The 14,136-nt window shown below is 61.9% G+C and carries 10 protein-coding genes; all 10 read left to right on the forward strand.

What is annotated here, in order from left to right:
- Positions 1-345: 345 nt before the first annotated feature.
- Complete coding sequence (locus AC3WVQ_RS22175; protein WP_034799181.1) at positions 346-1,695, forward strand: adenylate/guanylate cyclase domain-containing protein; 1,350 nt, start codon at positions 346-348, stop codon at positions 1,693-1,695.
- A gap of 8 nt (positions 1,696-1,703) precedes the next feature.
- Positions 1,704-2,654, forward strand: coding sequence for a polysaccharide lyase family 20 protein (locus AC3WVQ_RS22180; protein ID WP_192445298.1), 951 nt, complete (start codon positions 1,704-1,706; stop codon positions 2,652-2,654).
- A 123-nt stretch (positions 2,655-2,777) separates the two neighbouring features.
- Positions 2,778-4,670 carry an ABC transporter ATP-binding protein gene (locus tag AC3WVQ_RS22185; RefSeq protein ID WP_060644294.1) on the forward strand — a complete coding sequence of 631 codons (1,893 nt, stop codon included), beginning with the start codon at positions 2,778-2,780 and terminating at the stop codon, positions 4,668-4,670.
- Positions 4,667-6,568 carry an ABC transporter substrate-binding protein gene (locus tag AC3WVQ_RS22190; protein ID WP_034799188.1) on the forward strand — a complete coding sequence of 634 codons (1,902 nt, stop codon included), beginning with the start codon at positions 4,667-4,669 and terminating at the stop codon, positions 6,566-6,568. Before AC3WVQ_RS22185 ends, AC3WVQ_RS22190 begins: the two co-directional genes overlap by 4 nt.
- A 1-nt stretch (position 6,569) precedes the next feature.
- Positions 6,570-7,568: an ABC transporter permease gene (locus AC3WVQ_RS22195; protein WP_034799190.1), complete on the forward strand. Its 999-nt coding sequence runs from the start codon at positions 6,570-6,572 to the stop codon at positions 7,566-7,568.
- The gene (locus tag AC3WVQ_RS22200) at positions 7,565-8,740 is read left to right on the forward strand and encodes an ABC transporter permease (RefSeq protein WP_090426408.1); all 1,176 of its coding nucleotides are present in this window, start codon (positions 7,565-7,567) and stop codon (positions 8,738-8,740) included. Before AC3WVQ_RS22195 ends, AC3WVQ_RS22200 begins: the two co-directional genes overlap by 4 nt.
- Before the next feature lie 70 nt (positions 8,741-8,810).
- The gene (locus tag AC3WVQ_RS22205; RefSeq protein WP_090426411.1) at positions 8,811-10,028 is read left to right on the forward strand and encodes a glycosyltransferase family protein; all 1,218 of its coding nucleotides are present in this window, start codon (positions 8,811-8,813) and stop codon (positions 10,026-10,028) included.
- A 4-nt stretch (positions 10,029-10,032) separates the two neighbouring features.
- Positions 10,033-11,277, forward strand: coding sequence for a glycosyltransferase family 4 protein (locus AC3WVQ_RS22210; protein ID WP_034799194.1), 1,245 nt, complete (start codon positions 10,033-10,035; stop codon positions 11,275-11,277).
- Positions 11,277-12,413, forward strand: coding sequence for a glycosyltransferase family protein (locus tag AC3WVQ_RS22215; protein ID WP_177235716.1), 1,137 nt, complete (start codon positions 11,277-11,279; stop codon positions 12,411-12,413). The genes AC3WVQ_RS22210 and AC3WVQ_RS22215 overlap by 1 nt, the downstream gene beginning before the upstream one ends.
- Positions 12,414-12,910: 497 nt before the next feature.
- Positions 12,911-14,077: an SGNH/GDSL hydrolase family protein gene (locus AC3WVQ_RS22220; protein WP_457578605.1), complete on the forward strand. Its 1,167-nt coding sequence runs from the start codon at positions 12,911-12,913 to the stop codon at positions 14,075-14,077.
- The last annotated feature ends 59 nt before the right edge of the window (positions 14,078-14,136 follow it).

Raw genomic sequence — 14,136 nt, forward strand, 5'->3', positions numbered from 1 at the left:
GCGCGAACATGTCGTGGTTTGTTGGAGAGAAACAAGCCCCAAGTCAAGCGAGGCCCGGTACCAGTGCTGCTGGCACGCCGTTGAGCCGGCTATCAAATCTTCGTGCTGCAACAGGTCGGAAAAATCTTCGTTCGCCTCTGGAAATTGGCTGCGCGCGTGAATATCTGCAACATATAAGTGCCGCATTCCGGGTGCCTGCACGTCATCGACGCCGGAATCGGTTGGAGCATTTTCTTAACGGGCACGGCTCATCATCATCCACCGCGAACATGAACCGGCAAATTGCCGGGGCGTTCGCCGTCTCCGGATGCTGACGCGGGACGGTCTGTCATGCGAGGACGCGAAATGGGCCCGACGAACGACAACGTATCCGAAATCCTCATCGACAAGGTCGCCGACTGGCTGATGCGCACATCGCTGAGCGACGCGCCGCTGGAGACGATCGTCAAAGGCTTCTGCGAGCGGCTGGCGGCCGCCGGCCTGCCGCTGATGCGCGTCCATCTTTCATTCTCGATGCTGCACCCGCTTTACGATGCTCTGGGTTTCACCTGGGTGCGCGGCAAGGGCGTGGAGGTCAGCGGCCTTCGGCACGAGGAACTGGCGCTTAATCCCGAGCGGTTCCTGCAGAGCCCTTACTATTACCTGCTCAACAACAATCTCGAGCATGTCCGCCGGCGCATCTACCAGGATACACCGTCCGAGTTCCCGATCTTCGACGACCTCAAGGAAATGGGGGCGACGGACTATCTGGCCTTCATGCAGTCGCTCGGCGCCGATTCCGGCCATGGCATGGTCGGGTCCTGGACGACGGATCGGCACGGCGGCTTCACGGACGATGTCATTGGCGCGCTTTTGAAGCTGCAATACCATCTGGCAGTCGCGGCGAAGATGGCGGTGCTCGGCAAGCTCGCCGACAACATGCTGACCACCTATCTCGGCTCCAGCGCTGGCCGGCGTGTGATGAGCGGCCAGGTTCGCCGCGGCGACGGCGAGACCGTGCGCGCCGTCCTCGTCATGGGCGACATGCGCCGCTCGACGATGCTGGCGGAAAAGGAAGGGCGTCAGTCCTATATCGAGACCCTGAACACCTATTTCGATGCAATCGCAGCCCCCTTCAATCGCAACGGTGGCCATATTCTGAGCTTCGTCGGTGACGGCTTCATCGCCGTCTATCCCTGTGGGCGCCACAAGGAGCCCTCGGAATTTGCCGCCCGCGAGGCCTTTGCCGCCGTGCGCGCGGCAACCGCACGCATGGACATGCTGAACGGCGAGCGGCGCAAGCAGGCACGCGATCCGATCGGCTACGGCATCGGTCTGCATGTGGGCAACGTGATGTTCGGCAATGTGGGCCTGCGCGACCGGCTGACGTTCTCGGCCTTCGGCTCGGCCGTCAACGAAGTCCAGAGGTTGCAGAACCTGACCAAGAAATACGCCCACAGCGTCGTCGCGAGCGAAGCCTTCGTCAATTATTGCGGCGGCGACTGGACGGCCCTCGGCCAGGAAAAGCTCCGCGGCGTGCGGCAGAAATTTACGATCCTCTACCCCAACGACGCTGCCTTGCTCGCAAGGGCCGATGAACGCTTCGACGACGTGTTGCAGGATGGACTTTCCGAGGCGGAGCATGTCATGCTGCTTCATCGCAATACGCGTCCGCTCCAGCCGCCGCGCGGCCTTATCGACAAGATGCTTCAATAGGGGGAAGAATGTTTCGCACCGTCCTTTTCGTCGCTTCCATCGTCATGGCCGGGAGCGCGATGGCGCAGCCATGGGAAACCAAGCTTTCCGACGACTTCGAGGGGCGGGATTTTGCGCCTGAGGGCGGGCTCTACTATCGCGAGAACTTCGAGCAGACCGCCGGCACGGTGGAGTTTCAGAACGAGGTCAAGCATAACGGTAATGGCGCGCTCAAGCTGAGCGTCGTTCCGACCTGTCCCGATTCGCTCGACGGTTGCAGCGAGCGGGCCGAGATCTGGGAAAAGACGGCGCTGCGCGTGCCATACGACCAGGGCGTCTGGTATGGTTTCGCGGTCAAGTTTGCCGACCCGATCCCGAATGAGGACCATCGTTATCTGATCGCCCAGTGGAAGCGCGAGATCGATCCGGGTGCCGAGGGCGATTTCAGCCCGTTCCTTGCCTTGAGGCTGGAGGCCGGCAAACTTTTCGCCACTGTGGAAACGAACTATATCGCGCCGCTCTGGGCCGGTCCTGAGGGGAAGCCGGCGAGCTGCAAACCGGGCGAGATCCCCGTATGGGGGCGGCCGGGCGTCAACCAGATGCGCATGCTCGTCGCCGCAGACAGCAACTGGGAGCTGATCGACGGCAGTCTCTTCAATGCATGCACCGATGCGATCAAGGTGACGAACCACGGCAATCCGTTGCCCGACCCGAAGTCCGGCTGGATCGATTTCGCGATCTACACGCTGCCGGGAGCCAATGGCACGGGTCGCATCGAACTCTTCGCCAACGACAAGCCGATCATCACGGTGACGGGCCATATCGGTCACGACGACAAGGGGCTCGGCAAGAACCAGTACTTCAAGTTCGGCCCCTACCGGGCGGCCGATACCACCGACTGGACACTGTTTTACGACGACTTCAGACGCTCGGCCAATTGCGCCGACGTGTTGAAGGGCGGTCCCTGCCCTTCGTTCTAACCATCTGAAGATGCAGGTGGGTATAGCCTCGTCTGCAACCGGGTGTGCTGGACAGCCCTTGGAAGCTGCGCTAGTCTTTTTTTAGAGGCGGCGGATAAAAAGCAATGAGGGAAGCGTGCTGCTATGACATCTGGGGCGGACCTGCTTCGAGTTGAAGGTCTGCGGATCACATTCTCGGTGCTCGGCGGCGAAGTTCAAGCCGTCAACAACGCGAATTTCAGAATTTTGCCCGGCAAGGTGACGGCGCTCGTCGGCGAGTCCGGATCGGGGAAATCCGCAATCAGCCAGGCGGTGATGGGCATCTTGCCCAACGTCGCCAAGGTTGGTGGCAAAATTTTGTTCAACGACCCGACGACGGCGGCAAAGCCGATCGACCTGCTCTCGCTGGAGCGGGAAGGGGAGGAGATCCGCAGCCTGCGCGGCACGCGCATCAGCAAGATCTTCCAGGAGCCGATGACATCGCTGTCGCCGCTCCACACGATCGGAAATCAGATTTCCGAAGTGCTGAAGATCCACACCGACGCGGAAAAGGCGGAACGTCGGGCGCGAACGGAAGAGCTGCTCGGCTATGTGGGCTTTGCCAATCCGAAGCGCGCCTACGACATGTATCCGTTCGAGCTTTCCGGCGGCATGCGGCAACGCGCGATGATTGCCATGGCATTGATCTGCCGGCCGGCGCTGTTGATCGCCGACGAGCCGACGACAGCGCTCGACGTGACCGTTCAGGCGCAGATCCTGAAACTCCTGCGCGAGCTTCAGGTCAAGCTCAACATGGCCATGCTGCTGATCACCCATGACCTTGGCGTCGTCGCCAATATGGCCGACGAGGTTGTGGTGATCTATCACGGCCAGATCGTCGAGGCCGGTCCGGTCGAGGCGATCTTCCGCAACCCGCAGCATCCCTATCTCAAGGGCCTGATGGCCGCGGTTCCGCATTTCGACATGAAGCCCGGCGAGCGGCTGAAGGCGCTGCGCGAAGTGCCGGTCAAGGCTGGAACGCTGCTCGGGACATCGGCCGCCGACCGGCGCACCGGTCCCGACGTGCTTTTGTCCGTCCGCAATGTCTCGAAGACCTATGGAACGCGCAAATCGTCCTGGTTCGGCAGTGGCGAAGATACGCTGCATCGCGCCGTCGACGATGTCAGTTTCGATATCCGCCGTGGCGAGTGCCTCGGCCTCGTCGGGGAAAGCGGCTGCGGCAAGACCACCGTCAGCAAGATCTTGATGCGGGCCGTCACGCCCGACCAGGGCTCGGTGATCTTCGACAATGGTGAGGGGCCGGTCGATGTGCTGAAAGTGCAGGGCGACGACCTGAAGGCCATGCGATCCAAGATCCAGATGGTCTTCCAGGATCCGGTCTCCTCGCTCTCGCCGCGCATGACGGTCAAGAACATCCTCAGCGAGCCGCTCGAGATCCACGGGCGCGGAACGGGCAAATCGCGCGAAGAAACGGTGCGTTCGCTGCTGCAGGCCGTCGGTCTCGACCAGCGCTTCATCAATCGGTACCCGCACAGCTTCTCCGGTGGCCAACGCCAGCGCATCGGGATCGCGCGGGCGCTGGCGCTGGTGCCGGAGCTGCTGATCTGCGACGAGCCGGTGTCCGCGCTCGACGTCTCCGTCCAGGCGCAGATCCTCAACCTGCTGAAGGACCTACAGAAGGAACTGGGACTGACCTGCCTTTTCATCTCGCACAATCTGGCTGTTGTCGACTATATGGCCGACCGCATCGCCGTGATGTGCGCCGGGCGTATCGTCGAGCTGGCACCGCGCGAGGTGCTGATGCGCAATCCTGTTCATCCTTATACCAAGTCGCTGCTGGCGGCGGTTCCTTATCCGGATCTCGACCGGCCGCTGGATTTCGAACTGCTGAAGGACAGCGAAGGTTCGGACATGCGGCGCTGGGGACCGCAGTTCCGGGACGATGATGCCGGCGACGCGCTGATCCCCGCGGATCTCGGTGGTGACCACATTGTGCTGGCACGCCGATCCGTGGATGCAAGGGAGTTGCGGCCATGATCACCCGCCGAACTGTACTGGCATTGCTTGCGACCGTGGCTCTGCCGACGCGGCTCTTTGCAGCTGCAGGCGAGCCCGCATTCTGGGAAAAGCAGATTGCCGACGGCAAGCTGCCGCCGCTGGCCGAGCGCCTGCCGAAGACGCCGCGAGTCATCAACGTCGCGGCCATGGGGCGCCAGCCCGGCAAGTACGGCGGCGAGGTGCGGATGCTGATCGGCAGCGCCAAGGACATCCGCCTGATGACCATCTACGGCTATGCCCGTCTGGTCGGCTTCGACGAAGCGCTGAAGATCGAAGCGGACGTTCTCGAAAGCTTCGAAACGGTCGAGGACCGCATCTTCACCTTCCACATCCGCGAAGGCCACAAGTGGTCCGACGGCACGCCGCTGACGTCGGAGGATTTCCGCTATTGCTGGGACGACGTTCTCAACAACGAGAAGCTGAGCCCGGCCGGGCTGCCGACGGCGCTGGTCATGGATGGCGAGGCCGCCAAGTTCGAGATCATCGACGAACGCACGGTGCGCTATTCCTGGTCGACACCCAATCCTGACTTCCTGCAGAAGCTCGCCGGCGCCCAGCCGATGGTGGTGGTGATGCCGTCGACCTACCTGAAACAGTTCCATGAGAAATATCAGGAAGAAGACAAGCTCAAGGCCCTGATGAAGGAGGAGCGGGTCAAGAAATGGAGCCAGCTGCACATGCGCATGGCCCGTTCCTACCGCCCGGAAAACCCGGACCTGCCGACGCTGGACCCCTGGCGCAACACGACGCCGCTTCCGGCCGAACAATTCGTCTTCGAGCGCAATCCCTACTATCATCGCGTCGACGAGAACGGCCTGCAGTTACCCTATATCGACAAGTTCGTGCTCAGCGTCAGCTCGTCTGCGCTAATCCCGGCCAAGACCGGCACCGGCGAAAGCGACCTGCAGGCGACCGGTATAGACTTCGTCGACTACACCTTCCTCAAGGATTCCGAGAAGCGCTATCCGGCGAAAGTGCTGCTGTGGAAGAAGACGCAGGGCTCGCGCCTGGCGCTGCTTCCCAACCTCAACTGCTCGGATGCGGTCTGGCGGGCACTGCTGCAGGATGTGCGCGTTCGCCGCGCCCTGTCGCTTGCCATCGACCGCACCGAAATCAACAAGGCGGTGTTCTACGGGCTGACGAAGGAGAGCGCCGACACGGTGCTGCCCGAGAGCCCGCTCTTCCGGCCCGAGTTCGCCAATGCCTGGGTCGCCCACGATCCGGAACAGGCCAATGCGCTGCTCGACGAAGCGGGCCTGACCAAGAAGGACAGCGACGGCATCCGCATTCTCTCCGACGGCCGCGCGGCGCAGATCGTCGTGGAAACGGCCGGGGAAAGCACACTCGAGACGGACGTGCTGCAGCTCATCACCGACTACTGGCAGAAGGTCGGGATATCGCTCTTCATCCGGACCTCGCAACGCGACACGTTCCGCAGCCGCGCCGTCGGTGGCGAGATCATCATGTCGATGTGGTTCGGCATAGACAACGGCGTGCCGACGGCCAGCATGAACCCCGGCCAGCTTGCGCCGACCGCGGACGACCAGCTGCAATGGCCGGTCTGGGGGCTGAATTATCTTTCCCACGGCGAAATGGGCCAGGCCCCGGACCTTCCGGCAGCCGTGGAACTGACGGAACTGCTGCAGCGCTGGCGGCATTCGGCCGAAGACGCCGAGCGGACGGAGATTTGGAGCCGGATGCTCTCGATCTACACCGACCAGGTGTTCTCGATCGGCATCGTCAACGCCTCGCTCCAGCCGATCCTCGTGGCAAAGAAGCTGAGGAACGTGCCCGACACTGCGCTCTACGGCTTCGACCCCACGTGCTATTTCGGTGTCTACAAACCCGACACCTTCTGGATCGAACAGGAAGCCTGACATGCTGCGATATATTCTCTGGCGTATCGCGGCGATGGCTCCGACCCTCCTCATCATTTCCGCTCTTGTCTTCACCATCATCGAACTGCCGCCAGGAGATTACTTCGAAAGCTATGTCGCCGAGATCAAGGCGCAGGGCGAAGGCGTGGACATGGAGCAGATCGAGGCGCTCAGGAAGGAGTACGGCTTCGATCAGCCGCCGGTCCTGCGCTACGTCTATTGGCTCGGCGGCATGCTGCAGGGCGATTTCGGCTATTCGTTCGAGTACGAGCTTCCGGTGAGCGCGGTCGTCGGCGACCGCCTTTGGCTGACGATCCTCGTCTCCTTCGTCACCATCATCTTCACCTGGCTGATCGCCTTTCCGATCGGTATCTACTCGGCGACCCATCAGTATAGCTGGGGAGACTACGGCCTGTCGCTGATGGGCCTGATCGGCATCGCCATCCCCAACTTCATGCTGGCGCTGATCCTGATGTATTTCGCCAATATCTGGTTCGGGATTTCGATCGGCCATTTGATGGACCAGAAGTATCTCGCTGAACCTATGAGTTGGGAAAAGGCGAAATCGATCCTCGAACACATCTGGATACCGGTCATCATCGTTGGCGCGGCGGGAACCGCCGGCATGATCCGGCGCCTGAGGGCCAACCTGCTTGACGAGTTGCAGAAGCAGTATGTGGTGACGGCACGCGCCAAGGGCCTTTCGCCGATGCGCACGCTGGTGAAATATCCGCTGCGCATGGCGCTGAACTTCTTCATCTCGGATATAGGTTCGATCCTGCCGGCGATCATCTCCGGCGCGGAAATCACCGCGATCGTGCTTTCGCTGGAGACCACCGGCCCGATGTTGATCAAGGCGTTGCAGAGCCAGGACATGTATCTTGCCGGGTCTTTCTTGATGTTCCTGGCCTTCCTGACGGTGATCGGCGTGTTGATCTCCGACATCGCGCTCGCCATTCTTGATCCTCGAATTCGGCTGCAAGGCAGGAGCACCAAGTGACGTCATTTCTTCCGGCGCCCGGCGAGCCCATGCCGCACTACGTATCTACGGCTCCGTTCGACCCCTATTCCGTCGAGGCGATGACGGACGAGCAGGTGCGCGTCAACCAGGCTTCGCAGCTGCGGCTGATGTGGTGGAAATTCCGCCGTCACAAGCTGGCGCTTGCGTCCGGCGTTTTTCTCGTCGTGCTCTACCTGATGATCGTCGTCTGCGAGTTTCTGGCGCCCTATAACCTGCATACCCGGAATATGGACTATATCTATGCGCCGCCGCAGGCGGTGCATCTCTTCCATGAGGGCAAGTTCGTCGGTCCCTTCGTCTACGGCCGCACGATGACGCTGGACATGGATACGCTGAAGCGCAACTACGCCGACGATACCAACGATGTGCAGCCGCTTCGCTTCTTCTGCCGCGGCGACGGCTATCGCTTCTGGGGGCTGTTTGAAAGCAACGTGCATTTCGTCTGCCCGGCAACGGGCGGCGAGGCCTTCTTCCTCGGAACGGACCGCCTCGGGCGCGACGTGCTGTCGCGCATCATCTATGGCGCGCGGATTTCGCTGACGATCGGCCTTCTCGGCATTACCGTCAGCTTCGTGCTCGGCATCGTCATCGGCGGTCTTGCCGGCTACCACGGCGGCGTCTTCGATCTCATCGTCCAGCGTGTCATCGAGGTGTTGCAATCGATCCCGAGCATACCGCTCTGGCTGTCGCTGGCGGCGATCATGCCGGCGACCTGGAGTCCAATCTTCATCTATCTGGCGATCACGATCATCCTCGGCCTGCTCGATTGGACCGGGCTTGCGCGCGCTGTCCGCTCGAAGCTGCTGGCCTTGCGCGAGGAAGACTATGTGCTTGCGGCCCAGCTTATGGGCGCAAGGAGCAGCCGCATCATCGGCCGGCACCTCGTGCCCGGTTTCATGTCGCATCTGATCGCCACCGCGACCATCTCTATTCCCGGCATGATCCTCGGGGAAACGGCGCTCAGCTTCCTTGGCCTCGGTCTCAGGCCGCCGATCACCAGCTGGGGCATTCTGCTGACGGAGGCGAAAAGCGTCAGCGTCATTGCCTTCTATCCCTGGCTCCTATTTCCCACAATTCCGGTCATTCTTGTGATTTTGGCGTTCAACTTCTTGGGAGATGGGTTGCGTGACGCGGCGGATCCCTACAAATGAAGCCCGGTTTGACGCAGCCACACGGCCCGCGTGAAACGGTTCATCGTACCCTGAGTGAAAGGTTTCTTGCATGATGCGGCGTTTTGAAGATGCCCGGATCCTCATGTATAGCCATGACACGTTCGGGCTCGGACACCTCAGGCGCTGCCGCACGATCGCGCATTCGCTGGTGGAAGACTATCGCGGCTTGAACATCCTGATCATTTCCGGGGCGACGATTGCCGGCGCGTTCGACTATCGCGCGCGCGTGGATTTCGTGAAGATCCCCAGCGTGATCAAGCTGCATAATGGCGACTACACCTCGCTCGACCGCCATATCGAACTCGATGAAACGCTGAAGATGCGCCAGGCGATCATTCGCCATACGGCAGAGACCTTCAAGCCGGACATCTTCATCGTCGACAAGGAGCCGATGGGCCTGCGCGGCGAGGTCGAGGAAACGCTGACCTATCTGAAGGCGCACGGCACGACGCTCGTCCTCGGCCTGCGTGAGGTCATGGATGCGCCGCACCTGCTCGAGGCAGAGTGGAAGCGGCGCGATACCATGCGCAAGATCGAGCAGTACTACGACACGATCTGGGTCTACGGCCCGCCTGATTTCTACGACCCCCTGACCGAACTTGACGTGCCGCCCGCGGTGCGCGAGCGCATGAACTTCGTCGGTTTTCTGCAGCGAAGCGTCCCGCGCGAGGAATTGCCGGGTCATAAGCCTCAGGGCGACTACATCCTCGTCACCACCGGCGGCGGCGGAGATGGGGCGGACCTGATCCACGACGTCATCCACGCCTATCAGCAGGATCCGGAGCTCACGCACAAGGCGCTGATCGTGCTCGGACCCTACATGCCGGTCAAGAAGCGCGAGAAGCTGATCCGCAAGGGCAGCAAGATCCCCTATATCAAGATCATCGAGTTCGACAATCGCATGGAAGAGCTCATTGCCGGCGCCAAGGGCGTCGTCGCCATGGGCGGCTACAACACCTATTGCGAAATCCTCTCCTTCGACAAGCCGGCGCTGATCGTGCCGCGCATCCAGCCGCGCGAGGAGCAATTGATCCGCGCGCGCCGGGCTGCCGAGCTGGGGCTGGTCGAGATGCTCCTGCCGGACGAGGCGGAGGATCCGTTGCGGCTGGCGGCGGCGCTGAGGGCGCTGCCTTATCGTGAGCCACCGTCGAAAAGCAGCGCCAACGGCCTGCGGCTGGAAGGCCTCGTGCACATCTCCGAGATCGTCGGCAGATGGCTCGATCGGCCGTCGAGCGACCACCTGAACATCGTGAAGAAATCGAGCTGAAGCATTGCCGACAGACCGCAAGATTGCAGTCGTGCTGAAGGGCTACCCGCGTCTTTCGGAAACATTCATCGCCCAGGAACTGCTTGGCCTCGAGCGCGCCGGGATCGAACTCGTCCTGATCTCGCTTCGGCGTCCGACGGACGGCAAGCGCCACCCGGTGCATGACGAAATCCGCGCCGACGTCCACTATCTGCCGGAATATCTGCATGAGGAGCCGCTAAGGGTTCTGCGCGGGCTCGTGCGCTGTCTGCCGAAACCCGGATTCTGGCGCGTCCTGGGTCTGTTCCTCAAGGACCTGCCGCGCGATTTCAGCCGCAACCGCTTTCGCCGGCTCGGCCAGGCGCTGGTGCTCGCCTCCGAATGGCCTGGACAGCCGCGCTGGCTGCACGCGCACTTCATCCATACCCCTGCTTCGGTGACGGCCTATGCCAGCGTGATCGCTGGCACGCCCTGGACCTGTTCGGCGCATGCAAAGGACATCTGGACCTCGCCCGACTGGGAACTGTCCGAAAAGCTCGGCCTTGCGCGCTGGACCGTGACCTGCACACGCATGGGGTACGAGCATCTCCGCAGCCTTGCCAGCGACAAATCGAGAGTACATCTGAGCTATCATGGCCTCGACCTCGACCGCTTCCCGCATTTCGACGGCACGCATTCCAATCGCACCGGTTCCGATCCGGCCGATCCCGTCCGCATCGTCAGCGTCGGCCGTGCCGTTGGAAAAAAGGGCTACGACGTGTTGCTGAAGGCGCTGGCCAAGCTGCCGGCAGAGCTTCATTGGCGGTTCGAGCATATCGGCGCCGGCGAACTGACCGGCCAATTGAAGACGCTCGCCACGGAGCTCGGCGTCTCCGACCGTATTGTCTGGAAGGGCGCGCTCGACCAGACCGATGTGCTTGCGCACTATCGGGCAAGCGACATCTTTGCGCTCGCCTGCCGGATCACCGCGGACGGCGATCGGGACGGGTTGCCGAACGTGCTTGTCGAAGCATCGAGCCAGCGGCTGGCCTGCGTCTCGACGGCGATATCCGGCGTTCCGGAACTCCTCGAGGACGGCGAAAACGGCCGTGTCGTTCCGTCGGAGGATCCGCAGGCACTTGCGGCCGCGCTTGAGGAACTGATCCGCAATCCGGCACTTCGCCACAGGTTCGGCGATGCGGCCGAGCGGAAGGTTCGCGGCCAGTTCGACCACCACACCAGCATCGAACAACTCGCCGGCCTGTTCGCCAGCGAATGGAGAGCCGCCTGATGTCCGCACGTCGCGTCTTCTTCTACGTACAGCACCTGCTCGGCATCGGTCACCTGGCGCGGGCAAGCCGGATCGCGAGCGCCTTGGCGGCCAAAGGCTATGACGTGACCGTCGTGACGGGCGGCAGCCCGGTGCCGGGGTTCCCGGCAAACGATGTGAAACACGTGGCCCTGCCGCCGGTGCTGGCTGGCGACAAGGGGTTTAGCGGACTTGCCGATGGCGAGGGAAACCCGGTCAGCGAGGCTTTCAAGCAAGAGCGCCGCGACCTGCTGATCGAGGCATTTCTTGCCTGCAAGCCTGACATCGTCATCTTCGAAGCCTTCCCCTTTGGCCGCCGCCAGATGCGTTTCGAGTTGATGCCGCTGCTGGAGGTGATCGAGAAGCAGGAGCCGCGGCCCCTCGTTGCCGCATCGCTGCGCGATATCCTGCAGGAGCGGACGAAGCCCGGGCGCGCCGAAGAAACCCTCGACGTTGTCAGGGCGCATTTCGACCTCGTGCTCGTGCATGGCGATCCTGCCTTTGCGCGGCTAGAGGAGACCTATCCGTATACGGCGGAGATCGAAGACAAGATCGTCTATACCGGTCTTGTCGCCGGCCATGCCCCTGAACCTCCGGCTGAAAGGTTCGACGTGCTTGTTTCGGCTGGCGGCGGCGCGGTCGGCAAGGAGCTGATCGGCGCGGCACTACAGGCGGCCGGGCTGCTTGCGGGCGACCTGAAATGGTGCCTGATCACCGGGCCGAACCTGCCGCAGGACGACTATGATGGCTTTGCCGCCGCAGCGCCCGCAAACGTGCATCTGTTCCGCTTCCGCAAGGATTTTGCGAGCCTTCTGTCGGGTGCGCGGCTCTCGGTTTCCCAGGCCGGCTACAACACCGTCTGCGATATCTTCCGTGCCGGCTGTGCGTCGCTGCTCATTCCCTTCGTCGCCGGCGGCGAGACCGAGCAGTCGACGCGCGCCGAAAGGCTCGAAAAGCTCGGCCTTGCCGGCGTTCTGCCAGAAGCGGACGTGACACCGGAGAGGCTGGCCCGCGACGTCGAGACGATGCTGGCGCGGCCAAGGCCGGAGATCCCACCACTCGACCTGAACGGCGCCGCTAGAACGGCGGAGATACTGGGGCTTCAGACGGTCCGCTAGCTGTAGTCGGTGGTGCCCATCGGTCTCCGCTGAAGGCCGCCCTTGAGCGGAACCACCGAAATAGAAAAGTCGCTCGGCAAACCAATGGTCGGGCGACCATTCGACTATCTGCCAGTATGTACGGAGCCTGGATATTTTCCTCGCGTTCTGCGTGTCCCGGCTGGCTGTCTCCGGAATGGTATGTTAGTGAAATCAATAATACTGATTCTGAATATACGCAGTGCATTTCCACCGAACGATAACTTGGGTTCCTGTGTGCACTAAACTCAAGGTCTTGCCAGGACTGGGTCATACTCTTGGCGAAGAGTTTCCCGTACGGCTTTCCTGCCTTGTCTACCTCTCCAACATCCGCCGGCCTCTCGCGCACGGCATCGCCTGTGCGCTGCAGCGGCGCTGGCTGGCGAGCGTAGAGGCAGCGGGGCACCCGCGATGAACGGCGGCCGCAGAGCAATGCAAGGGGATTTCGGCGCGTCGAGCGCGTAAGGCAGGAGGGGCAGTTGAGAAATCTGATCGCGCTGTTGATCTCAGTGACCTTGGCATTGGGGGCCGGGGAGGTAATGCTGCGCATGTTCACGCCGTTTCCGATCGGAACGCAGTCGCACCGAAGCATCGACGAAAAGTATGGCTATCGTCTCGATCCTACCCTTTCCGGCGTTGACGAGGACGGCTTCCGCGACCCGGCAGGCGCACGGCAGGGCTTTCAAGTCGCCGCAATCGGCGACTCGATGACCTATGGCAACAACGTCGAAAGCGGTCAGACCTGGCCGGCCGTCTTCCAGGCCATCACCGGCGAACACACCTACAATTTTGGTGTCGGAAGTTACGGCATCTACACCTACCACGCGATCGTCCACGACGCGCTGGCAAATGGAGCCAAAGGCGCGATCGTCGCCATTTTCCCAGGCAACGACTTCGCGATCGTTTTTTCGGCATGCGATATCATGAACGCGCGTTCCGACTTCTGGCTTGCAGAGCAGGCACGGCTTCACCTGCAGGCTCTCTTCAGTCCGACCGGAAGCCATACGCAATGCACCAAGGCGCGATCGGCGAGCATCAAGACGAAGCTGTTCGAGAACGTCGCGCTTCTGAGCGCTTATCAATATGCGATAAAGGACCGTGTGACGAGCTTGTATGCGCGCTCCCTTGGCACGGGCAGCGATGAAGCGTCCGAATATTACCGGTTCCCGGACGGGATCCCACCGGTGTCGAGGCGCTATGTGGATGATGCCGGTCGCATGAGCGATTTGGCCTCGTCCGAGACAGCGGCGATGTTTGCGGACTTTGAACGTTTTGCGGCCGACTGGGCCGCGCAGGGACGGGGACGGGTAGGACTGTTGCTGATTCCGTCCAAGGAGCGTGTGGTTTTCGAACACCTTCGGCGCGGTGGCCAGCTGGCGGTTGCCGATCCCGCCTTCATCCGCAGTGTCGAGCGTCAGATCGCACTCGAGGACAAAATTCGGGAGGTCGCCGGCCGGCTTGATCTGCCGTATCGTAGTGCGGTGGATGCAACGACTGACGCCTTGCGGGATGCGATCCTGGCCGGGCAGCGCTTTTATCCTGATAACGACGGACATCCGTTTGAGGCAGGCTACAAGGCGTTCGCAGGAACCGCGTCGTCGCTCTGGAACGAGATGAAATCAAGGGTCGCCGAGACGCATGACTGAACGTCGGGGGGCGGCGGTACCCGTGGAGGCCGACGACAGACAACGGTGCCGGAGCGCAC

Source organism: Ensifer sp. EB106-05-01-XG146 (assembly GCF_058791875.1).